The organism is Collinsella sp. An271 (assembly GCF_002159695.1).
GTDB classification, from domain to species: Bacteria; Actinomycetota; Coriobacteriia; order Coriobacteriales; family Coriobacteriaceae; genus Collinsella; species Collinsella ihumii.
Genome location: NZ_NFJE01000012.1, coordinates 25240 through 47019, shown reverse-complemented (window position 1 = coordinate 47019; position 21780 = coordinate 25240). Strand labels below are relative to the sequence as shown.

The 21780-nt window shown below is 68.1% G+C and carries 17 protein-coding genes; 10 read left to right on the top strand and 7 right to left on the bottom strand.

Annotated elements, in window-relative coordinates:
- Window positions 1–2: 2 nt before the first annotated feature.
- The gene (locus B5F74_RS10280) at window positions 3–1760 is read left to right on the top strand and encodes a PH domain-containing protein (RefSeq protein ID WP_087202208.1); all 1758 of its coding nucleotides are present in this window, start codon (window positions 3–5) and stop codon (window positions 1758–1760) included.
- Window positions 1761–1876: 116 nt separating this feature from the next.
- Complete coding sequence (locus tag B5F74_RS10275; protein ID WP_087202206.1) at window positions 1877–2365, top strand: GyrI-like domain-containing protein; 489 nt, start codon at window positions 1877–1879, stop codon at window positions 2363–2365.
- A 25-nt stretch (window positions 2366–2390) separates the two neighbouring features.
- Here the strand turns inward: B5F74_RS10275 and B5F74_RS10270 are convergent, their stop codons facing one another.
- The 6 genes from B5F74_RS10270 to B5F74_RS10245 form a co-directional block, all read right to left on the bottom strand.
- The gene (locus tag B5F74_RS10270) at window positions 2391–3863 is read right to left on the bottom strand and encodes a HAMP domain-containing sensor histidine kinase (RefSeq protein ID WP_158095757.1); all 1473 of its coding nucleotides are present in this window, start codon (window positions 3861–3863) and stop codon (window positions 2391–2393) included.
- Window positions 3851–4513 carry a response regulator transcription factor gene (locus tag B5F74_RS10265; protein WP_087202202.1) on the bottom strand — a complete coding sequence of 221 codons (663 nt, stop codon included), beginning with the start codon at window positions 4511–4513 and terminating at the stop codon, window positions 3851–3853. The genes B5F74_RS10270 and B5F74_RS10265 overlap by 13 nt, the downstream gene beginning before the upstream one ends.
- 608 nt (window positions 4514–5121) lie before the next feature.
- Window positions 5122–5535, bottom strand: coding sequence for a hypothetical protein (locus B5F74_RS10260; protein WP_143753857.1), 414 nt, complete (start codon window positions 5533–5535; stop codon window positions 5122–5124).
- Complete coding sequence (locus B5F74_RS10255) at window positions 5528–6352, bottom strand: ABC transporter permease (protein WP_143753856.1); 825 nt, start codon at window positions 6350–6352, stop codon at window positions 5528–5530. Before B5F74_RS10255 ends, B5F74_RS10260 begins: the two co-directional genes overlap by 8 nt.
- A 5-nt stretch (window positions 6353–6357) precedes the next feature.
- A complete protein-coding gene (locus B5F74_RS10250) occupies window positions 6358–7119 on the bottom strand; it encodes a hypothetical protein (RefSeq protein ID WP_087202196.1) in 762 nt (253 codons plus the stop codon).
- Complete coding sequence (locus tag B5F74_RS10245) at window positions 7116–7847, bottom strand: lantibiotic protection ABC transporter ATP-binding protein (protein WP_066833324.1); 732 nt, start codon at window positions 7845–7847, stop codon at window positions 7116–7118. Before B5F74_RS10245 ends, B5F74_RS10250 begins: the two co-directional genes overlap by 4 nt.
- Before the next feature lie 236 nt (window positions 7848–8083).
- Here B5F74_RS10245 and B5F74_RS10240 point away from each other — a divergent pair, with 236 nt between their 5' ends.
- The 5 genes from B5F74_RS10240 (at window position 8084) to B5F74_RS10220 (ending at window position 15940) form a co-directional block, all read left to right on the top strand.
- Complete coding sequence (locus B5F74_RS10240) at window positions 8084–10231, top strand: Tex family protein (protein ID WP_087202194.1); 2148 nt, start codon at window positions 8084–8086, stop codon at window positions 10229–10231.
- Window positions 10232–10393: 162 nt separating this feature from the next.
- Window positions 10394–11530, top strand: coding sequence for an IS110 family transposase (locus B5F74_RS10235; protein WP_087202192.1), 1137 nt, complete (start codon window positions 10394–10396; stop codon window positions 11528–11530).
- A gap of 496 nt (window positions 11531–12026) precedes the next feature.
- Window positions 12027–13085, top strand: a complete 1059-nt coding sequence (locus tag B5F74_RS10230) for a DNA/RNA non-specific endonuclease (protein ID WP_087202190.1) — start codon at window positions 12027–12029, stop codon at window positions 13083–13085.
- Between the two features lie 179 nt (window positions 13086–13264).
- Window positions 13265–14230, top strand: a complete 966-nt coding sequence (gene bsh / locus B5F74_RS10225; protein ID WP_087202188.1) for a choloylglycine hydrolase — start codon at window positions 13265–13267, stop codon at window positions 14228–14230.
- An 81-nt stretch (window positions 14231–14311) separates the two neighbouring features.
- Window positions 14312–15940 carry an MFS transporter gene (locus B5F74_RS10220; RefSeq protein ID WP_087202186.1) on the top strand — a complete coding sequence of 543 codons (1629 nt, stop codon included), beginning with the start codon at window positions 14312–14314 and terminating at the stop codon, window positions 15938–15940.
- 421 nt (window positions 15941–16361) lie between these two features.
- On the opposite strand, the gene B5F74_RS10215 is transcribed toward B5F74_RS10220, so the two are convergent.
- Window positions 16362–18275: a glycoside hydrolase family 2 TIM barrel-domain containing protein gene (locus B5F74_RS10215; RefSeq protein WP_087202184.1), complete on the bottom strand. Its 1914-nt coding sequence runs from the start codon at window positions 18273–18275 to the stop codon at window positions 16362–16364.
- 173 nt (window positions 18276–18448) lie between these two features.
- On the opposite strand from B5F74_RS10215, the gene B5F74_RS10210 reads away from it, so the two are divergent.
- The 3 genes from B5F74_RS10210 (at window position 18449) to B5F74_RS10200 (ending at window position 21606) form a co-directional block, all read left to right on the top strand.
- Window positions 18449–19552 (top strand): CAP domain-containing protein, encoded by a 1104-nt coding sequence (locus tag B5F74_RS10210; RefSeq protein WP_143753855.1) that lies wholly within the window; start codon window positions 18449–18451, stop codon window positions 19550–19552.
- A gap of 193 nt (window positions 19553–19745) precedes the next feature.
- The gene (locus B5F74_RS10205; RefSeq protein ID WP_158095756.1) at window positions 19746–20525 is read left to right on the top strand and encodes a tyrosine-protein phosphatase; all 780 of its coding nucleotides are present in this window, start codon (window positions 19746–19748) and stop codon (window positions 20523–20525) included.
- Between the two features lie 205 nt (window positions 20526–20730).
- Window positions 20731–21606 (top strand): DNA/RNA non-specific endonuclease, encoded by an 876-nt coding sequence (locus B5F74_RS10200; RefSeq protein WP_204212556.1) that lies wholly within the window; start codon window positions 20731–20733, stop codon window positions 21604–21606.
- The last annotated feature ends 174 nt before the right edge of the window (window positions 21607–21780 follow it).

Sequence of the window (21780 nt, the reverse complement as noted above, 5' to 3'; positions counted from 1 at the left end):
CCATGGGCGAAAAGGACAGGGCGCCCCGTCGGGCCGAAGGGGCGCCGGCGCCGCCTGCTCCCAAGGCACCGTCTGCGGACAGCGACGCCGACGCGGGCTTCGAGCAGGAGATCGAGCAGCTGGCAAACCCCGAGCGCTCCCTGTTCGAGGGCGCAGACCCCCAGCTGGCCGGCGTGCACCGTGGAAGCGCGCTCTCGCTCGTGTCGGGTGCGGTGAGCGGCATCGGTGCCGCCCTGGGCGTCTCCCTCATCGCAATCGTCCAGGTTCTCGGCGGCTCGACGCCTGAAAACCTGCCCGGGATCTTTGCCATCGCCGCGCTCCTCATCGCGGGAAGCGTGGTGGGGTCGGTCGTTTCCTGGCGCACGCGCACCTGGGAGCTGACCGACGCGGGCATCATGCTGCGCCACGGGCTCGTCACCGCCAAGCAGCTGCAGGTCCCCTACGAGCATATCCACACGGTGAACATGTCGTCGAGCCTGATGGAGCGCCTGTTCGGCCTCATGACGCTCGATTTGGACACGGGCGCCGCGGATAGCGAGGGCGAGGCGACGCGCATCACGGGCCTGCAGGCAGGCCTTGCCCAGGCGCTGCGAGACGAGCTGTTCCGGCGCAAGGCCGTGGTGCTTTCCGAAAGGCCCGCGGGCGATTCCGAAGCAGGCGCCCCGGGGGCGACGGGGGAGGCCGCCGGGGACGCTTTCGCGCCTGCTGCCTCCGACAGCGTCCCGGACGCATGCTTTACGCTCACGCGGGGGCAGCTGGTGGTCGCGGCGCTCACGGAGACGCGCATCGTCGCGCAGGCCGTGGCGTTTCTCATCCTCATCGTGCAGGGGATCAACTTCTTGCAGGAAAGCCGGCTCGTCAACCTTTCGGAGGCGGCGGGAAGCGTCGCGGCGCTCCCCGTGGGCGTGCTTGTGGGCAGCGCGGTGCTCTTGCTGGTGCTTTCGATTGTGGTCGGCTTTGCGGTCTCGTTCGTCTTCAGCCTGATCGGCTTTGCCGGATACCGCGCGGAGCGCACGGGCGGACGCATCTCGGTTGAGCGCGGGCTGCTCAACCGCACGTCGCATATGGTGGCGCTCGAGCGCATCCAGTCCATCAGCATCAATCAGGGGCTGATACGCCAGCTCATGGGGTACGCGGAGGTCTGCGCCTCCGTGGTGGGGAGCATCGGGTCGGCGGACGAGACGTCGTCTTCCGACGGGGTGGTGCTGCACCCGTTCATCCGCATCTCCGATGTCGACGCGTTTCTCGAGGCCATCGCCCCCGAATGCGCCGGGGCGCTTTCCGCATCGCATATGGTGCGCCTTCCGCCCGCGGCTGCGCGGAGGCTGGCGTTTCGCACGGTCGTGAGGGCGCTGCTGCTTGCGGCCGTGATTGCCGGCGCGCTGTGCTGCGCGGAGCGAATGCTGCCCGCCGGAGGGGCGTGGGATGTGCTCGGCACGGTGCTTCGCGTGCTGCTCTGCGCCGTCGGCGCCGTGGCCGTCGTGAGGATGGCGGTCGGAGCCGTGCTGCGCTACCGGGACAGCCGTGTCGGGCATGACCGGACGCGGCTTGTCGCCATCGTGGGCGGCATCAAACGCCGAACCCAGGTGGTGCCGCGATCCCGGCTCCAGCACGCGACCGCCTCGACGTCCCCTTTCCAGCGCCGCCTGCAGCTTGGGACGTTCACCACGAAGACCGCTGCGGCAGGCGATGTGGCCCTGCGCGATTTCACCGCGGCGGACGTCGAGTCGCTTCTCGCCTGGGTCCGGCCGCATTCGTGACGGGTTGACGCTTTTGGGGACAGTCCCTTCTGGACCACGATGGCACATTTGTGCCATCGTGGTCCAGAAGGGACTGTCCCCAAAAGCGTCAACCTTCGAGGTACCGAGGAGTTCATATGGATTACCGCATCGTCGATATGCCGGCCTTTCGTCTGGCGGGGGTGGTCGCGCGCGTGCCCATGCAGTTCGAGGGGGAGAACGCGGCCATCGCCGAGCTTGCTCGCAGCATCACGCCCGGGCAACGGGCGGAGATGCATCGCTTGATGGATATGGAGCCGCGCCGTGTGATCAATGCGTCGTGGAACTCCGACGCAGACTTCCAAGAAGAATCGGGGGAGCTCACGCATCTGATCGGCGTGGCGACGACGTCGACCGAGGCGGCGGAAGGGCTCGACCTCGTTGAGGTTCCTGCGCTCACCTGGGCGGTCTTTTCCAGCGACGGCCCCTATCCCCAGGATATGCAGCAGACGACGGCGCGCGTTTACGGTGAGTGGCTCGCGGAGGCGCCCTACGAGCTCGACGGCTTCCGCATGTTCTCGTTCAGCGACGTGCGCGAGGACAACACGGCCTACAGCGAGATCTGGATGCCCGTGCGCCGGAAGTGACGGCGCTTGTTGGGACGGGCCCTTTTCATGCAGAGAGGGGAAGGCGCATCGTCGCCGTGGCGCCGAGGACCGCTCCGTGAGCGTCGATGCGATTCGCGAGCGTGATCGAGCCTCCGTGGGCGCGGGCGGCCTCGGCCGCGCCGAAGAGCCCGAGACCGTAGTGCCGCTCGCCGCCGGTCGTGCTGCGAGAGGAGTCGTCGGTGAAGAGCCGCTCGCAGCCGTGCTCGAGGGCGGCGGGCGAGAAGCCCGCGCCGTCGTCGCCGACCTCGATGACGAGAGAGCCGTCGTCGAGCATGCAGGAGATCTCTACACGGGAGCGCGCATGCTCGACGGCGTTGGAGACGAGGTTCGAGACGGCGCGTGCGAGCATGGTGCGGTCGAGCAGGGCGTCGGGAGCCCCTGCGACGTCGGGCTGGATGCTCGATGTGAGCTCGATTCCCCGCGCGCGGGCGACGGGCTCGGCCTCCAGGACAACATGGCGGCAGAGCTCGGCAGGCGAGACGGGGGCCTTCGCCGCGCTGCCCGCCCCGTGTGACGCCTCGATGAGCAGCCGCACATAGCCGTCGAGGCGCTCGGCGCTCACCGCGATATCGCGGGCGGCGGCAGCGATATCGCCGCGATCGCCTTCGCACGGCGCCTCGTCGCACTCGAGCTCCTCTGCCACGAAGTCTGCGTTGGCCCGCAGGACCGTCAGCGGCGTCTTGAGGTCGTGGGCGAGCGACGCCATCTGCTCGCGTTGCGCCCGCTCAGCCTGCCAGCGGGCGTCGAGCGATTCGGCGAGCGACGAGCGCATGGCGTCCATGGCGGCGAGGATGTCGTTCACCTCGCGCACGTTGGTCCGCCCGACGGGAAAGTCGAGCTCCTCCTGCCCGATGCGCACGGCGGCGTCGGCGAGCGGCCGCATCTTGCGCGAGATCACGCGGCTCGCCCGGTGCGCCACGAGCGCAAGGGCGAGGGCGCTGCCCGCGATTCCGATGACGAACATGATGTTCTGCGGGTTGGGGAGGGTTTCGGCAAGATCGCGCGACGCCCATTGCGGCAGGTATTCCGATACGAGGACGCAGGCCCCGCCGCGGGTGACGGAAAACGAGGCGAACGTGAGCCCGCCGCCTCCGCCCTCGATCGCGATGTCTTCGGACTGGGCCCCAAGGGCCGCGTCGGCCGCCTCCGCAGCATGGCCGAGCTGCGCCCCCTCAAGGTCGGTCGCCACCGTCCTCCCGGAGGCGTCCACGATCAGGTAGCGGTAGGAGGTCGGAATGTCCACAGGCTCCAGGGAATCCGCGTCCATAAGCTCCGTTGCGACGGCGCGCGCGTTGGCGGGTCCCCAGCTCGCTTCGACCACATAGCCCGTATTGATGGCGGAGGAGAGCAGCATGAACGCGGCGACCCATGTGATGCCCACGGCGACAAACGAGTAGACGAAGTACCGGGCAATGACGAATGCGAGCGGCATGCCCCGGCGTTTGCCGGCAGCTTGCGCAGATGTCAGAGCTGCCATTTGTACCCCATTCCCCATACCGTCGCGATCGGGTCTGCACCGACGGCGGCGAGCTTCTTGCGCAAGCGGCTGACCTGCATGGATATCGCCGCGTCGTCGGCGTCGCTGCTCCATCCGAGCACGGCTTCGCGAATCTGCGCGCGGCTCATGACCTGACCGGGATGGCGCGCCAGGTGCTCGCAGATGGCGTACTCGGTGGGCGTGAGCGGCACGGTCGTCCCGCCGACGGCCAGGTCGCGGGCTTCCAGATCGAGGCGCACGTCGCCGAACGAGAGGGCGTGCGCATGGGGGCGGTGCTCCCGACGCAGGTGCGCGGCGACCTTGGCGCGCAGCTCGGACGCGCCGAAGGGCTTGCGGACGTAGTCGTCTGCGCCCAGGCCGTAGCCGCTGACGGCGTCCTCTTCGGCGACCTTGGCGGTGAGGAAGAGGATGGGGCCGTCGAAAAGCGGCCGGATGCGCCGCACGAGCTCGAAGCCGTTGAGGTTCGGCATCATGACGTCGCACAGGATGAGGTCGAAGCGGGCGAGGTTCATGTCCAGGACCTGCACGGGATCGCTTTCCTTGACGATCTCGTGGCCGTCCTTGCCGAGTATCCGTGCAAGGACGTCGAGAATCGCGCGTTCGTCGTCTATCGCCAATATGCGCGCCATGCGCAACCTCCCTGAATTCCTGTCGAGATTATACGTGCGGACGGGGTGCGGAGGGCAAGCAATCGGGGTGCCGCCCGCCGATGCCGCGATCGGCCGCGCCTCGTCCTTACCGCCATCGTTCGAACGCTTGGCCCTGATAGGGCCAAGCGATGGGGCTGGGCCCATGCCGTCCTGTCGCCTTGCGGATGACGCCGCCGGTGAACAAAACGGCCCGATTGCAGCTTTAGCCGACCCTCCGCCCCGGCCGACCTCGTCCGGATTTCGATTGGACCGGCCCGCATGGGGTGAGTCGCCGGCGGAGCCGGCCGGGACGGCCGTTTGCCCCGTCTCGAAATGTGTCAAAAAACATGTATATCGAGTTTGGTGCGATTTTTCGGTGCCCTTCGCCCACATGCGCCGCACCCCTCGGCATTTGCCCAGTTGTTTCCTGCGGAAATGCTGAGGGGTGTAGCGCTGGTGGGGAAATGGGCCTCAAAAATCGCACCAAACTCAGCCTACTCTCCCTGTGGGTTTTGCCCGAAACGGATTTTTATGCAGTTTCGTGATGAGAATATACATTCTGCACCTACTTCAGCGGATTTGAACGCAATCAAACAATGTCCCCCGGATTATCGGCGTCCGCCGAGTGCTGCGACGGCGTCGTCGGGCACGGCCATCTCCTCGCATGCCCGGTAGTGCACGCCCGACCCTCCCCGCGCCTCGATCTCGAGCCAGCCGCTTCCGCTCGACTCGGAGCCGAAAAAGATGAGCTGGAGCTCGCGGGTGTCTCCGTTCGCGTCAGCAGCCTGCACGTCGTAGACGTAGTTCGAGCCGGCTCCCGTCGCGTCGGCATACGTGCTCACGTGGCTTCCCGGTTCAGGGGCGGGTGCCCACATGGTCACCTCGGGATAGGGGAGGATGCGGTCGGCCACGGACCGAAGCGCCGGAGCCCACCCGGTGCTGGCCAGCGCGTTTCCTCCCGCGATCGCGCCGGCCACGAGCAGCGCGATCGCCAGCAGACGGAGCATTCTGCCCTTACACATGGAGCCCCCGATCCTCGAAACGGCGGAACCACCAGGTGAACAGGGGGATGACCACTGCCAGGAGCGCCGCGCAGGCCACGGCGGTCTCGATTGCCGCCGTGCTCACGGCCGCCGCCTGCACGGCGTCCCGCCTGGCGGCGATGGCCGACTCGATGCCGAGCGAGCCCAGGCGCGCGGACCACGAGAAGGGGATCCAGCCCAAGATGCTCGGAAACGCCCCGGTGAGCTCTCCGGTCATGAGGCCGTGGGCGAGGCCGCCGATGGAGAAGAACGCGAGGAGCGTGCCCGCGGCGCCGACGCCGATGGTCGCGTTCCTGCCGAAGCGAAACGCGCAGGCGAGCTCGAGCGCGTAGAGGGGAAGGCTCCCCAGGACGCAGCCCGCCCAGGCCGTTGCGAGCACGTGGGCGCCGAGCGTCAGCCGATGCGCGGCGGCCAGCACGATGCCGAACGTCCCGAACGCCGTGGCGAGCGCGCAGGCGCCCAAGAGGGAAAGCGCCGCCCATGCGGCGAGCACGGCCCTGCCGCGCGAGGGGATCGCCGTCAGGTTGGCGAGCTTGCCGGCCGAGCGTTCCTCGTCAACGGCCAGACCGCAGACGATCGACGTCATGAGCGGCATGAGCGCTCCGAGGAACTGCGCGTACGCGTCGGCTCCCATGGAGGCGTCCCATGCGGCGACGGAGAAGTACTCACCGCAGGCCAGGCCGCCCGCAAGCCCGCATAGCAGGTGCAGCCAGATGAGCGGGGATCGAGAGAGGCGCAGAAGCTCGGAGCGCAGGGAGCGCGCAAGCGACATGCGCGGGATCGCGTCGTTCGCCATGTCCATCACCTCTCTTCCGAGTGCGCGAACCAGGTTGCCGTCGCCGCCGTGAGCGCCGCGAACGCGATCGCGCACACGGCGAGGCCCGCAACCGTGAGCATGCTGTCGGCGGCCAGCGCCCCGCCGAGCGCCATGTCCGCGGAGAGCGGCTCGCCGCTTGGCAGCACGGGAATGAAGCTCGTCGGGATGACCGTCGATGCCGATGGCGGGAAGAGCTGCGGCAGCGGGATGACGGACCATGCGAATGCGCCGACGAGCTGCACGGAAAGCGGTATGAACACGCCCGCGAGCATGCCCGCGCGCACCGTGAAGAAGAGCCCGGCGGGAATCATCCACGCTGCGGTGAGCGTGTTGACGCCCGCGCAGCAGAGCATCGTGGCGGTTCCCGCAGCGGTGACGCCCTGCGCCGAGAAGGCCGAGCAGGCAAGGTACAGGGCGAAGACGACGAGGTTCGAGAGCGCGAGCAGCGCCAGGCACCAGACTGCTTTCGCCCACCACGCGCGCCCGAGCGGCACGCCGAGGCCGAAGGCACCCCTCATGCGCATGCGCGCGTCGGCTTGGGCGACGCAGGCGACCAGAAGCGAGAGGGCGATGGGCAAAAACAGCGTGTACCAGTAGTTCCATGCGCTGAAGGACTGGTAGCCGTGGACGGGCATCGCGCCCAGAAGCGGCATGGGCAGCGCCATGAGGACGGCTATGCGCGCGGGCGCGGCGTGACGGAACTTCAGCGCCTCGGCGCGTAAGGTCGATGCGAACGTGACGCTCATGCGGCATGCACCCCCGATCCGGCGGCGCGGCCCGCCCGGCAGACGCTCATGAAGAGCTGCTCGAGGTCCTGGTCCGCTCGGAGCCGGTCCTCGTAGGCGAGGCGCCCGCGGTAGATGATGCCGACCGAGTCCGCCATCTGCTGCACTTCGGAGAGGATGTGGCTCGAGACGAGCACGGTCGTGCCCGCTGCCGCGAAGCCCCGGATCTGGTCGCGCAGCTCCTCGATGCCGATGGGGTCGAGCCCGTTGGTGGGCTCGTCGAGCACGAGAAGGCGCGGGCGGGAGAGCAGCGCGAGCGCGAGCCCCAGCCGCTGCTTCATGCCCATCGAGAACCGGCCCGCGCGCTTGTTCCCGGTATCGGCAAGGTCCACGAGCCCGAGCACCTCGTCGATGCGCGATGCGGGCAGGCCGAGCATGGTCGTGCGCACGCGCAGGTTCTCGCGCGCGGAGAGGTTGGGGTAGAGCGGCGCCTCCTCGATGAGGGAGCCGATCGCGTACAGGTCGTCGCGGCACCACGGGTGCCCGTCGACGATGATCTCCCCTTCGGTCGGGCGGAGCATGCCGCAGATCATCTTGAGCGTGGTCGATTTGCCCGCGCCGTTGGGTCCGAGCAGGCCGTACACCTCGCCCTCGCGAATGTGCAGGTTCACGTCGGTCACGGCTGCCTGCGCGTCGGCGTTCCGTCCGAAGCGCTTGGTCAGCCCGCGTGTCTCGAGCATAAAGCCCATGGGAGTCTCCTTTCTCCTTCGGTTCATCTCCCATGGTGGAAGCCGATTCTAACGAAGCCATAACGGCTCTGCTGCTTTTGGGGACAGTCCCTTTTGGACCGCGATGGCGCACATGCGCCATCGCGGTCCAAAAGGGACTGTCCCCAAAAGCAGCAGGCCCCAAAGGAAGCATTGCGGCTGTCTGCGCGCGCGGGTATCCTAATTCAGCTCTACACCCGACACCGGAGAGGCATCCCGTGGATATCATCGCGACTCTGGCCGAGGAGCTCGGCCTCAAGAAGATGGCGGTCCAGGCGGCCGTCGACCTGATCGACGAGGGCAACACGATTCCCTTCATCGCGCGCTACCGCAAAGAGGCGACGGGGGGCATGGACGACGTGGCGCTGCGCGCGCTCGAGGACCGCCTCGCGTACCTGCGCAACCTCGAGCAGCGAAAAGAGGACGTCATCGCGCTCATCTCCGCGGCGGGAAAGCTCACGCCGGAGCTCGAGGCCGAGATCCGCGCCGCCGAGCAGCTGCAGCGCGTGGAGGATCTCTACAAGCCGTACCGCAAGAAGCGCATGACGCGCGCGTCGAAGGCGCGCGAGGCGGGCCTCGAGCCGCTTGCGAACATGATCATCATGCAGGCGGCGACCAAGGGCACGGCGCTCGAGGCGGCTGCGGAGTACGTGAACGAGGAGGCGGGATTCGATACGCCCGAGCGCGCGCTGGCGGGCGCCTCGGACATCGTGGCCGAGGTGGTCGCGGAGGATGCGGAGAACGTCGCCGACCTGCGCTCCTTCACGGAGGGGACGGGCGAGATCGTCTCTTTGGCAGTCGATGCGGACGAGAAGACGCCGTACGAGCCCTATTACGATTTCGCCGAGCCGGTGCGCAAGATCCCCAACCACCGCATCCTCGCCATCGACCGCGGCGAGCGCGAGGACAAGCTCCGCGTCCGCGTGCGGGTCGATGTCGACGCCGCCATCGCGCGCCTGGGGAGCCGCTGGCCGCGCCGCTCCGGCGTGTTCGCGCCGGTGCTGGACGCCGCCGTCGCCGACGGCTACAAGCGCCTGATGGCGCCCGCCCTCGAGCGCGAGGTCCGCGCCAAGCTCACGGTGCGCGCCCAGATGGACGCCATCAAGGTGTTCGGCAAGAACCTCGAGAGCCTGCTGTCCGCGCGCCCGGTGCGCGGTGCGCGCATCATCTCGCTCGATCCCGGGTACCGCACCGGCTGCAAGGTGGCGGTGCTCGACGAGACGGGCAAGCTTCTCGACCACGGCGTCGTGTACCCGACCCCGCCCCGTCGCGACGTCGCGGGCACCAAGCGCGAGCTCGCGCGCCTCGCCAAGAAGTACGCCATCAACACCATCGTGATCGGAAACGGAACGGCGAGCCGCGAGACCGAGGAGGTCGTCTCCGAGTTCATCTCCGAGTCTGATCTCGCGCTGCGCTACACCATCGTGAACGAGGCGGGCGCGTCGGTGTACTCCGCGAGCGCGCTGGCAAGTGAGGAGTATCCCGATCTCGACGTGACGACGCGCGGCGCCATGAGCCTGGGCCGCCGTCTGCAAGACCCGCTCGCCGAGCTCGTGAAGATCCCGCCGCAGTCCATCGGCGTAGGCCAGTACCAGCACGACCTTGACCAGGTGGAGCTGGCGCGCACGCTCGGCAACGTGGTCGAGGACGTCGTGAACCGCGTGGGCGTCGATGTGAACACGGCCAGCGCGAGCCTGCTCGGTTACGTGTCGGGCATCACGCCGACGGTCGCCAAAAACATCGTCGCCTACCGCGAGGAGCACGGCGCCTTCACCGACCGCAGGCAGCTGAAAGACGTGCCCAAGCTCGGGCCGAAGGCATTCCTCAACTGCGCGGGCTTCATGCGCATCGCGGGCGGCGACAACCCGCTCGATGCCACGAGCGTGCATCCGGAGAGCTATGCGGTGGCGCGCGAGGTGCTCAAGCGCGCGGGCGTGACCGCAGCCGACCTGGCGCACGGCGGCATTCCCGATATCGAGAAGCGCGTGGGAAGCGTGTCGGCGCTGGCCGGCGAGGTGGGCTGCGGCGTGCTGACGCTGCTCGACATCATCTCCGAGCTGGAGAAACCCGGCCGCGACCCGCGCGACAACGCGCCCGAGGTCGTGTTCAGCAAGGCGGCGCGCACGCTGGACGACCTCGAGGTCGGCATGGAGCTCACCGGAACCGTGCGCAACGTCGTCGACTTCGGCGCCTTCGTCGACGTGGGGGTCCACCAGGACGGCCTGGTCCACATCTCTAAGCTGTCGCGTTCGTTCGTGAAGCACCCGAGCGATGTGGTCGCGGTGGGCGACACCGTCAAGGTCTGGGTCGAGCGCATCGACCGCGAGCGCGGGAAGATCTCGCTGACCATGGTTCCCGGCAAATAGCCGGCACTTGTTGGGACGGGTTGGTTGACGATATGTTCATCGGGTGACCAGGTCGCAGCCGCCCCTGGCCGAGGGGGAAGCCCCGTCGCTCGGAGCGTGGGTTAGCATCGTCTCGTGTCGGCAAGGCGGCCGCCAGGGCCACAGAGAGAAGGGGGCTTCCCGATGAGCGAGTATACCACCCAGGTCGGCATGGACGTGCACGCGCGCAGCGTGTCCTGCAGGGCGCTGAGGCCCGACACCGGCGAGTGCTGGTCGGGCACGTTCCGCGGGGAGGGCTTCGAGCGCGCCCTGCTCGAGTGGCTGAGGGGGCTCCCCCAGCCGGTGAGGTGCGCGTACGAGTCCGGCTGCACGGGCTTCTGGCTGAGCCGGTTCCTGGAGGGGGCCGGCGTCGCCTGCGGCGTGGTCGCCGTCTCCACTATGCCGCGGTCCCCGAGGGACAGGCGCCACAAGAACGACAGGCGCGACGCCGCCGTCGTGCTGCGCGAGATGTGCAACCCCGCCAGCGACGTCTCCTACGTGTGGGTCCCCGACCCGCAGACCGAGGGCGCCCGCGACCTCGCCCGGGCCGCCGACGCGGCCGCCCGGGACGTCCGCTCCGCCAGGCAGCGCGTGAGCATGCTGCTGCTCAAGCACGGGTTCGCCTGGTGCGAGAGGACGCCCTCCGGCAACCTGAGGAAGACGTGGACGCGGGAGTGGCGCAGGTGGGCGCTGTCGCGCGACCTGGGCGACGCCCTGTCGAACAGGGCGCTCGAGATGGAGTTCGGCGCGGTCGAGCGCCTCGAGCGCGAGGCCGCCGGGCTCGCGGCGGCGGTGGCCGAGGAGGCCGGGCGCCCCAGGTGGAGGCCCTACGTGGACGCGCTCGTCCGCCTCAAGGGCGTCGACGTGCAGACCGCCTTCCTCGCGTGCGCCGAGTTCGGGGACTTCTCGCGGTTCCGCAGCGGCAGGGCCGTCTCCCGCTGGATCGGGTGCACCGCCTCGGAGAGCTCCAGCGGCGAGGCCGACCGCCGGGGCCCGATCACCAAGGAGGGCAGCTCGCGCCTGCGCCGCGCGCTCGTCGAGGGCGCGGCCTCGATGCCGCGCCGGAACGGGCGCCCGAAGCGCGTGCGCCCGGGCCACGAGGTGTCCCCCGCGGTCGAGGAGATGGCCGCCGCCGCCAACGAGCGGCTCCGGCGGCGCTACGAGCGCCTCAGGGGCGCCGGCAAGCACGCCAACGTCGCCAGGGTGGCGGTCGTGAGCGAGATGGCGCGCTGGATCTGGGCGATAGGCCTGCAGGTGCAGCGCGAGCTCGCCGCCGCCTAGCGCGCGGCGCGAGACAGGGCCGTCCCCTCCGCCGGCCGGGCCCGCGGCGCGCGGGGCAACTCGCGTCCGTCCCCATGCGCGGCCCCGCGGCAGCCCGCCGCCGGGCCATGCGCGTCCGTTGACTCCCCGCCGCGAGGCGGGGGCTGCGACACTGCCCGCACCGAAGAGAGCCGTACTGCGGGCCGGGGCCCTCCCCGGCATCCGCGATTCTGTGAGTGGAACGCGTTGGGCGTCCGAGGTTCCCCGGGGCCGCCGGGCCCCGGTTCGAGGACACGCCCGCGGCCCGCCGGCGGGGGTGGGGGAAGTCGGCCCCCGGGCCAGCTACCCGGGGGCCGGCGGAATATTGCCTATTGACAGTCCGATGAACATATGTGGGGACGGGTTCGTTCCAACCCATCATGGCGCGGCGCGCTGCCATGGGTTGAAACGAACCCGTCCCCAACCAACCCGTCCTGCGGGATGCTACCATTGAACCATCGGTTCAAGCAGGAGGTATATGGTGGCAAGGAAACGCAGCGGGCTGTCCGTCCCCGTCATCGTCGTCGCGCTCCTGCTGGTGATCGGCGCGTTCTCCGGTGAACCGAGCGCGAGCTCCGCCCGCGATCAAGCGGCCGCGCCGGCAACCGAGCAGGTGCAGGCCGCCCCCGCTTCGCCCGAGAGCCCCGATCCGCAGACTCCTGCCGCATCGACGCCGTCGGAGGCCCCAGCGGCGTCCGAGACGCCGGCGTCCCCGGGTACCCCGGATACGCCGGCGCAGCAGGCTCAGGCATTCGACTATGCGCAGGTACCGCCCTATGCGGGAGATCCCTATGCGGAGATCGACGGCAACGTGCCGGCCCTTTCGGCCGAAGATGCCGTCGGCGCGCCGACGGAGTCCTATGCCCCGCTCGACGCGCTCGGCCGCTGCGGTGCCGCGTTCGCCATCGTGAGCCTGGACACCATGCCCACCGAGAAGCGCGGAAGCATCGGTATGATCCGTCCCTCCGGCTGGCATACGGTGCGCTACGACGACCTGGTCGATGGCCGCTACCTCTATAACCGTTGCCATCTGCTCGGATTCCAACTGACGGCGGAAAACGCCAACGAGCGCAACCTCATCACCGGCACGCGCTACATGAACGTCGAGGGCATGCTCCCGTTCGAGAACCAGGTCGCCTCCTATGTGGAGCGCACCGGCAACCGCGTGCTCATGCGCTCCACGCCGGTGTTCGTGGGAGACGAGCTGGTCGCGCGCGGCGTGCACCTGGAGGCCCTGTCCATCGACGACGGGGGCGCGGGCGTCTCGTTCAACGTGTTCTGCTACAACGTGCAGCCGGGTATCGAGATCGACTACGCCACGGGCGACAGCCGCGCGCTGCAGCAGGCGCAGCCCGCATCGCCCGAGGCTCCGGCGCCGCAGGTGACCTATATCCTCAACACGAACTCCCGCAAGTTCCACTATCCGGACTGCCATTCGGTCGACCAGATGGCCGAGCACAACAAGCGCGAGGTCACCGACACCCGCGACAACCTCATCGCGCAGGGATACGAGCCCTGCGGCAACTGCAACCCATAGCATCTGCCATAGGGGGCGAAAAGCCCGCCTTGTCAGGCGGACCCTCCCTTCCGTAATTCGCAACCTTTTCCTAAGCCGCGCTTCATAATTTCCCATATAACTCATGGGTAATAAATCACTATCTACAATCCATGTGTTTGGATGGCGCTAGGCTGCCCAAACAGGAAAGGGGTGGCCCTATGTGCACGGGCATCCGATTTGCCGATCCAGCGGGAACCATGTATTTCGGTCGAAACCTCGACTGGACGACCAGCTACGGCGAGCGTGTGGTGGTGACGCCGCCTGCCGCCAAGGTACCCGCCGCCTTCGAGCGCGCAGGAGACCCCGAGCGCGGGCATGCGGTCATCGGCATGGGCATCATCGTCGAGGGCATCCCCCTGTACTTCGACTGCGGCAACGACGCGGGCCTGGCGGTGGCGGGCCTCAACTTCCCGCAGAGCGCGCACTATGCGACGGAGCCGGCGCCGGCCGGCGTGAACGTCGCCGCGTATGAGTTCCCGTTCTGGGTCGCGCGCAATTTCGCCACCCTGGACGAGGTGCGCGCCGCGCTCGAGAACGTGACCGTCGTCGCTCGGGCCGTCAACGACGAGCTGCCGGTGGCGAACCTCCACTGGATCATCGGCGATGAGACGGGCAGCATCGCGGTCGAGTGCCTGGAGGACGGCATGCGCGTCTGGGAGGACGACGTCGACGTGCTCACCAACGAGCCGACGTTTTGCTGGCACCGTCAAAACCTGCGCAACTACATCTCGCTCACCGAGGACGAGCCCGCGCGCGTCACGTGGGGCAAAGCCGAGCTCGTCCCGTTCGGCTCCGGCCCCGGCATGCAGGGTATCCCGGGCGACTACAGCGGCCCGGCTCGATTCGTGAAGGCGGCTTTCGTCAACGGCCACTACCCCGAGCAGGCGTCCGAGGCCGATAACGTCACGCGCCTGTTCCGCACGCTCGGCTCGGTCGCCGTGCCCGACGGCTGCGCCCGCATGGCCGACGGTTCGTATGAGAAGACGCTCTACACGAGCGGGTTCTCCTCGGCGCAGTGCACGTACTACCACGCCTCCTACGACGATCCGCAGATCAGGGCCTATCCGCTGTCCTCCTGCGATCTGTCGGGCGTGCATCCCTTCGTCATGCCCGGCGCGGCATAGGGGCGCCCTGCCATCGTTTCGCGCCGGGCGATCCGCGCCGGGTGTGGACATATATACGCGTTCGAATGAAAAGGAATCGACATGAACGCAGCAACCATACGGACGGCCTCGGCGGGCAAGGAGCGCTTCGCCGTCCTGCCGATCGTCATCTTGATCTTGGCCCAGATGGGGGCGACCGGCGACAACGGCGCCCTGTCGCTCGCCACCTCGGCGCTTACCGGCGACCTCGGCGCCACCACGTCTGAAATCCAGCTCGCCAACATGATCTACCCGCTCGTCGGCGGCGCCTTCATGATCGCGGGAGGCCTGGCGGGCACGATCGTCGGCTGGAAGAAGACCTTCCGCATCGGGACCGTGCTGTGCGCGGTGGGCGAGGCGGCGCTGGCGGCGGCTCCCAACATGGCGGTCTTCATCTGGGTGGGGCGCGTGCTCGTCGGCTTCGGCGCGAGCTTCATGATCCCCTCGGTGCTGGGCCTCATCCCGCTGCTGTACCGCGGGGGCAACCGGGCGGTCGCGTTCGGCTGCATCGGCGCCGCCTCCGGGCTGTCGGCCGTGCTGCCGCTCATGCTCGGCGTGGTGATGGAGGTCTCGGGCATGCGCGTCACGTTCCTCGTGCTCAGCGCCTATTTCCTCATGGTCTTTCTCGTCTCGTTCCGCTTGCCGGCCATCGATCAAAAGGACGAGAGGCTCAAATTCGACGTCGTGGGCGTGGCACTCGCCGCCACGGGCCTGTTCTTGTTCCTCATCGGTCTGTCGGGCATCTCCTCGTGGGGCCTGATCACGCCGTTCGAGGGATGCCCCTTCACCGTGTTCGGCATCTCTCCCGCGCTGCCACTCGTCGCGCTCGGTCTTGTGGTGCTCGCCGCGCTGGTCCTGGTCGAGCCGCGGGTGGAGCGCGCCAACGGCATCGCGCTGCTGCCCAGCTCGTTTTTGAGCACGCCGCAGGTGCTTGCCGGCCTCGCCGCCAACGCGCTGACGTTTTTCTTCATGGGCGCGCAGTCCATCCTGATGTCGCCGTACCTGCAGCTCGTCGCCGGCTGGACCCCGGTCGACGTGGGCCTGATCTCCATCGTGACCGGCGTGCCGACGTTCGCGCTGGCGCTCGGCATCCCCAAGCTCGCGCCGCGGGCGAATCCGCGCCACGTCATCCAGATCGGGTACGCGGCGATGGCAGTCGCGCTCGGCATCATGGGCTCGTCCGTCACCATCGACGGCGCGAGCACCGTCGGCGTGTACCTGGGCGCCTTCGTCGCAGGCGTGGGCGCGGGAACGGTGTCGTCCCACGCGAGCAACATCGTGGCGCTCGCGCTGCCCGAGCGCGACGCCTCCCAGTCCGGTGGCATCCAGAGCACCATGCGCAACGTGGGCCAGGCCATCGGCGTGGCGCTGCTCGGCGCCGTGCTGCTGTTCGGCATCACGAGCACCGTGCGCGTGAGGGCCGGCGAGGATGCTGCGATCTCGGGCGACGTCGATCGCCAGCTCGAGGGCATGACGCTCAACCTCGGCAGCGACCGCGAGTTCGAGCAGCAGATCGCGGGCATCGACATGACTGACGCCGAGCGCCGCGCCCTCGTGGATATCCAGGCGCAGGCACGGTTCGAATCGACGCGCATCGCCTACGCCGTGGGCGCGGTCATCGTGCTGCTCGGCTTGGCGACGACCCCGGCGATCAAGATCACGTCCAAGCAGGAGTCCCTGCAGGGCCGTTAGCGGTCAGGTCGCTTGTCCTCCTTACGAGTTCTGGGGCATTCCCCGGGCGGATCTGCAACCATATGAGCCTTGATGCGACAGCTCGCAGATCCGCCCGGGGGAGGCCCCGGATCTTCTGTCCGGTAAAAGAACACGGCCCGCGTCGCCCCGGCTGCACCCTCTTCCGGCGAAAGTGGCTAGAAATTTCTGTTTTGCTGTTGCGGCGCCGCGCGATCGGGCCTGGAACTCGTCATCGGTGCCGCTTCTTCCCCTGCTGAGGCCGCATCCGAGGCATTTGGGGCCACGACGCATGCATCGTAAGCAGCCGATGCGGGCATTTTGGTCAAATCGGTCGCCTCCATTCGAGCCGGCTTACAGCAAAACAGAAATTTCTAGCCACTTTCGCACAGGAACGCGGTATCTGGGGCCCTCCGGCGCCTCCCTAGTCGAGCTTGTTGACGCGGCGGTCATAGGTGAGCAGCCCGTTCAGCTCCTCCTCCACGTCGGACAGCTGCGTGTAGACGTAGCCCGCGAGGCCGAGCGCCTCGAGCGACGCCGCCTCGTCGAGCGTGCGCCGCACCGCGTCGCGCCAGGCGTCCAGCGTCGGAAAGTTGCCGTAGCCATATGAGTAGGGGGACACGGTATGTCCGGGGATCGCCTGCGTCCAGCCGCCGAACTCCGAGATCACGAACGCGCGGTTGCCGCGCTCCCGCGCATAGCCGACCGGGACGCGGCGGTCGCAATCGACGGTCAGCGTCCGGAAGTAATTGTGCTGCGAGAGGTAGTCGCCGCATCGCTGGTCGTACCACCCGCTCGTGGCGTCGATCGGGCGCGTCGGATCGAGCTCGTGGATCCGCTCGCTCATCTCGCGCGCGTCGAACTGCCCCCAGCCCTCGTTGAACAGCACCCAGGTCACGATCGAGGGGTGCCCGGCGAGCTGCAGGACCATATCGCGGGCGGTCTCGAACCATTCGCGCCGGTAGTCCGCGCTGCCTGACGACAGGGCGGCCCGGTGGCGCGGGGTGTCGTCGCGGAACCGGTCCCATGACGCCTTGACCAGGGTCGGCTTTCGGCTGGTGTGCCAGGGGCTGTAGGCGCCGCCGCCGGACACGGCGTCTTGCCACACGAGCATGCCGAGCCGGTCGCAGTGGTAGTACCAGCGTGCGCACTCGATCTTGATGTGCTTGCGCAGCATGTTGAACCCCGCCTGCTTCATGGCGAGGATGTCGTGGGCCAGCGCCTCATCGGACGGCGCGGTCATGAGGCCCTCGGGCCAGTAGCCTTGGTCGAGCACGCCCTTGATGAACACGGGGGAGCCGTTGAGGAAGAAGCGCGCCACGCCGGACTCGTCGCGCTTGACCTCGGCGGTCCGAAAGGCGCAGTAGCTGGAGAGGGCGTCCTGCCTGCCCAAAAGCCCCCGGGCGCACACGGCGACGTCGACATCGTAGAGATAGGGGTCGTCGGGAGACCAGAGGTGCGGGTGCGCGACGTCGATCGCGCCGTGCACCCGACGCCCAGCTATCGGCAGGCGTGCCGTGGCGACGTCCCGCCCCTCATGGTCGCGCACGACGACATCGATCGAGTCGTCCTCGCGCAGCAGCCCGTGCGGATCGGCGAGCGCGCCTTCGATGCGCAGCGTGCCGTCGGCGGCGCCGTTGAGCGCAAGGGATTCGACGTGAACCGCGGGCACCACCTCGTACCAAGCGCTTTGCCATATGCCGCTTTGCGGGGTGTACCAGATGCCGCCGGCGTCGAGGCGCTGCTTGCCGCGCGGCTGGACGCCGGCGTCGCTCGGGTCGTAGATGCACAGCGCCAGCCGAAGCGAGCGGCGCCCGCGCGCGAAGTCGGTGATGTCCGCATCGAAGGGCAGGTAGCCGCCTACGTGAGTCGCCGCCGGTTTGCCGTCGACCATGAGGGAGCACGCCCAGTCGACCGCCCCGAGGTGCACGATCAGCCGCTCGAGCTCGTCGAGGTCCGGAATATCGACGGTCCTCGTATACCACAGCAGCTCGTCGGGCTGCAGCACGCGGCCGACGCCCGAGGCGGGCGCTTCGGGCGAGAAGGGGACCAGGATGCGTCCATCGTAGCGCTCGGGTTCGGGGGCTGCCGCCAGCATGTTGAGGACCCGTCCGGTCGAGAGCGCCTGCGCATGGCGGTATTCCTCCGGAATCGGTCGGATGGCGAACTCCCAATACCCGTTGAGCATGGTATATGCAGGCCGAACCATGATCGGGCGCGGATATTCCGGAAGCACCCGGTCGGGATCGAGTGTGGCGCCCCACGGCGTCTCAAGCGGACAGACGTCGCCGCGCTTGTGGCTCTTGGCGCTCATGAGAACACGTTTGATATCGAGCATGCGATCATCCTCCACGGCATCGGCGGGTAGCCTCCATTTTCTCACGTCGCGCTGGGCGAACGGTCGAAACCGTTGGGCGAGTCGCGGGTCGGGGATGGGGTGTCGGTCAATAACAATGGAGGGGACCGGTTGTTGCTGCGCCCTTCGGGCGCGCGGACCATAAGGGGGTTGCGATGAGGAAGACAATAAGGGAAAGGCGGCCTGCGCGGATGCGCGCGTTCGGCATCGCTTCCATGGTGTGGGCCGTGCTGCTCATGGTGGCGACGGCGCTTCCCGCCGCGGCCGCGCCCCAGAACGGCTGGGACGAGGTGGACGGCGAGCGCTACTGGTACGACGACGGCGTCATGGCCCGCGACAAGCAGGTCTACGACCCCGGGACGGACGCCTGGTACTGGTTCGACGCCGACGGCACGATGGCCCGCGACAAGGACGTCTACATCCCGGTGTCCAACGAGGACCGCTCCCGCGGCAAGTGGGTGCGCTACGACGCGGACGGCCACATGGTCAAGGGCGAGGACTTCCGCTACGGCGGCTGGTACTACTTCGACCCCGTGACCGGCGAGATGCTCAAGGGCTTCACCTACGTGCCCTCCAACGGCGGCAAGTGGGTCTTCTACGACTACACGACCGGCCAGATGGCGCACGGCGAGCGCTACATCGACGGATCGCACGGCGACGAGCCCGGCTGGATGTACTTCGATGACGTAACGGGTGCCGTGCTCTACGGCTGGCAGTTCATGACCACGGACCCCGACGGCGGGCTTGCCGCCACGAGATGGGTGTACTACCACGCCTCGACCGGCCGCATGGTCAAGGGCTGGCACACCATCGACGGCGTCGCGCGGTACTTCGACGAGACGACCGGCGCGTACGTGTTCGGGGGCGCGCAGAGCGAGGGTGAGGCCTATGACCTGCTCGCCATGGTGAACGCCGAGCGCGCCCGCTCCGGGGTGGCGCCGCTTGCCTGGGACGACGAGGTCGCGGAAGCCGCTCGGCTGCGGGCAAGCGAACTGTCGATCACCTTCTCGCACTACCGCCCCGACGGCAGCGGGTTCCAGGAGGTGATGCCCTTCAGGCTCGAGCTGGGGAGGCCCTACACCTGCGCCGAGAACATCGCGATGAGGCAGCGGAGCGCGGAGGCGGTCAACGCCGCCTGGACCTCGTCGATGGGCCACCACTACAACATGGTCAATCCGGAGTCCACGGTCTTCGGCGCCGCATGCTTTATCGACGGCTCGGGCACCAAGCACTGGGTCGAGCTGTTCGCGGCCTACTGATCGATCGCGGGGGCGTATGGGCGGGGCCGTGCGTCGGCGCGGCCCCGTCTTTACGCGCGCAAGACACGGATCGGTGCATCCTCTGGTATCTTGGGAACCGCTGATCGACTCATTTCGCGCAGGGCGCGGAATGCGGCCGGTTGGCGCTTTCTCTGATGTGGACGATTCCACGAGGTCACCGGGAGGATGGAACATGGAGCCGAGCGCCGCGCACCCCGATCACGGCATCATCGATTTCGAGGGGCTTCCCAACACCCGCGACTTGGGCGGCATGCCCGCCGCGGACGACAGGCGAATCAAGCCGCGCTGTCTTCTGCGCTCCGGGCTGCTGGCTCCTGCGACGGCTGCAGACCTCGCCCGGCTGCGCGACGAGTACCGGCTCGGGCTCGATATCGACCTGCGCACCGATGTCGAATGCTCCGAGCGCCCCGACCCGATCGATGAGCTGCCCGGCGTGCGGTTCGTGCACCTTCCCGTGTTCCAAGAGTACGGATCGGGCGTCTCGCGCAGCGACGAGGACATGGACCGCGTGCGGGCCCAGATGCGCCGCGGCGAGGTCGAGCCAGCGCAGCTCATGATCACGCTGTACCCCTATCTCGTGATCGATGACCTGGGCGTTGCCGCCTACCGTTCGTTTTTCCAGGAGATCCTTAAGCTCGAGGAGGGCGCGGTGCTGTGGCACTGCACCGCGGGCAAGGACCGGTGCGGCATGGCGAGCGTGCTCATGGAGGTGGCCCTTGGCGTGCCGTGGGAGGTCGTCAAGGCGGACTACATGGCCACGAACCGGTTCTACGGCATCGACCTTGCGACCTGCGACCCCATGGACTACCTGAACGGTGTCGACCCGCGCTATCTTGCCGCCGCGGTCGATGCGATCGAGGGCGCATACGGCTCGGTCGAGGAGTACCTCTCCCACGCGCTCGACGTCGACCGTGCGGCGCGCGACGAATTGAGGGCCCGCTACCTCGTCTAGATTGCAAATCGGGGACGTACCTGTTGCGTGCATGCAAATCGGGGACGTACCTTCTGCGTGCAAAAATGCACGCAGAAGGTACGTCCCCGATTTGCAGGGGGTCCGTCGGCGCGCCCGAACGGCTCGTTGAGGCGGGCCCCGTGCCGCCCCGGCGTGCGCTAGGATGATGGACGCAACCCTCATGTTCCGCAACAAGGAGGCTTTCGTGTCCAAACGGATCCCATCGCTGGTCTTGGCCCTGCTCCTCGCGTGCGCGATGGCGCTCGGCGGCTGCACCGCCGACGACCGGGTGGCGACGGCGGGCAGTTCCGTGGCGGCGGAAGTCACCGTGGAGCGCGCGTCGTTTTCCCAGGAGGAGATCGATTACGCCCTCGCGCACCTCGGATATGAGTCGTACAGCGAGCTGGACGACCTCGGCAGGTGCGGCGCCGCCATGGCCTGCCTGGGCCCCGAGACGATCCCTGCGTACGGAGAGGAGCGCGAGAGCATCAGCGAGATCCATCCGACCGGCTGGCATTCCATCCGCTACGACTTCATCGAGGGGGAGTCGCTGTACAACCGAAGCCATCTCATAGGATGGGCGCTCTCGGCGGAAAACGCGAACGAGCGCAACCTGGTGACCGGCACGCGCTGGATGAACGCCGACGCCATGCGGCCTTACGAGGAGCAGGTCGCCGACTACATCTACGACACGGACAACCATGTGCTCTACCGGTCCGCCCCCGTGTTCGAGGGCGACGAGCTGCTGTGCCGGGGCGTGCGCGTCGAGGCGTACTCCCTTGAGGACGACGGCCGCGGCATCGATTTCTCCATCTGGTGTCCCAACGTGCAGCCGGGCGTGGAGATTGACTACCGGACCGGCGATGCGTGGCTGGCGCAGGAGCCGAGCGCGAGCGATGCGGATACCGAGCCAGAGGTCGAGGGCGACTATGTGCTCAACACCAACTCCCGCAAGGTGCACGATCCCGCCTGCCCCGGTGTCGACGACATCGCCCCCGCGAACCGCAAGGAGTTCGAGGGCACGCTCGACGAGGCCGAGCACCTCGGGTACGAGCCCTGCGGCCAGTGCCTCGCCGCGTAAGGCAAGGCACGTGCGCCGGACCGTTCCGCTGCGTGCGCCGCCATGGCGCCGGCGCCGAAAGCGCGAGCCGCTCGCCGACCAGCTCGATTTACGGCGTTCTGACAAAAATATGACCGTTCCCAAATGAGCGCCGGTCATACCCTCTATACTTGGTGCGTTCACAAAAAACCGTAC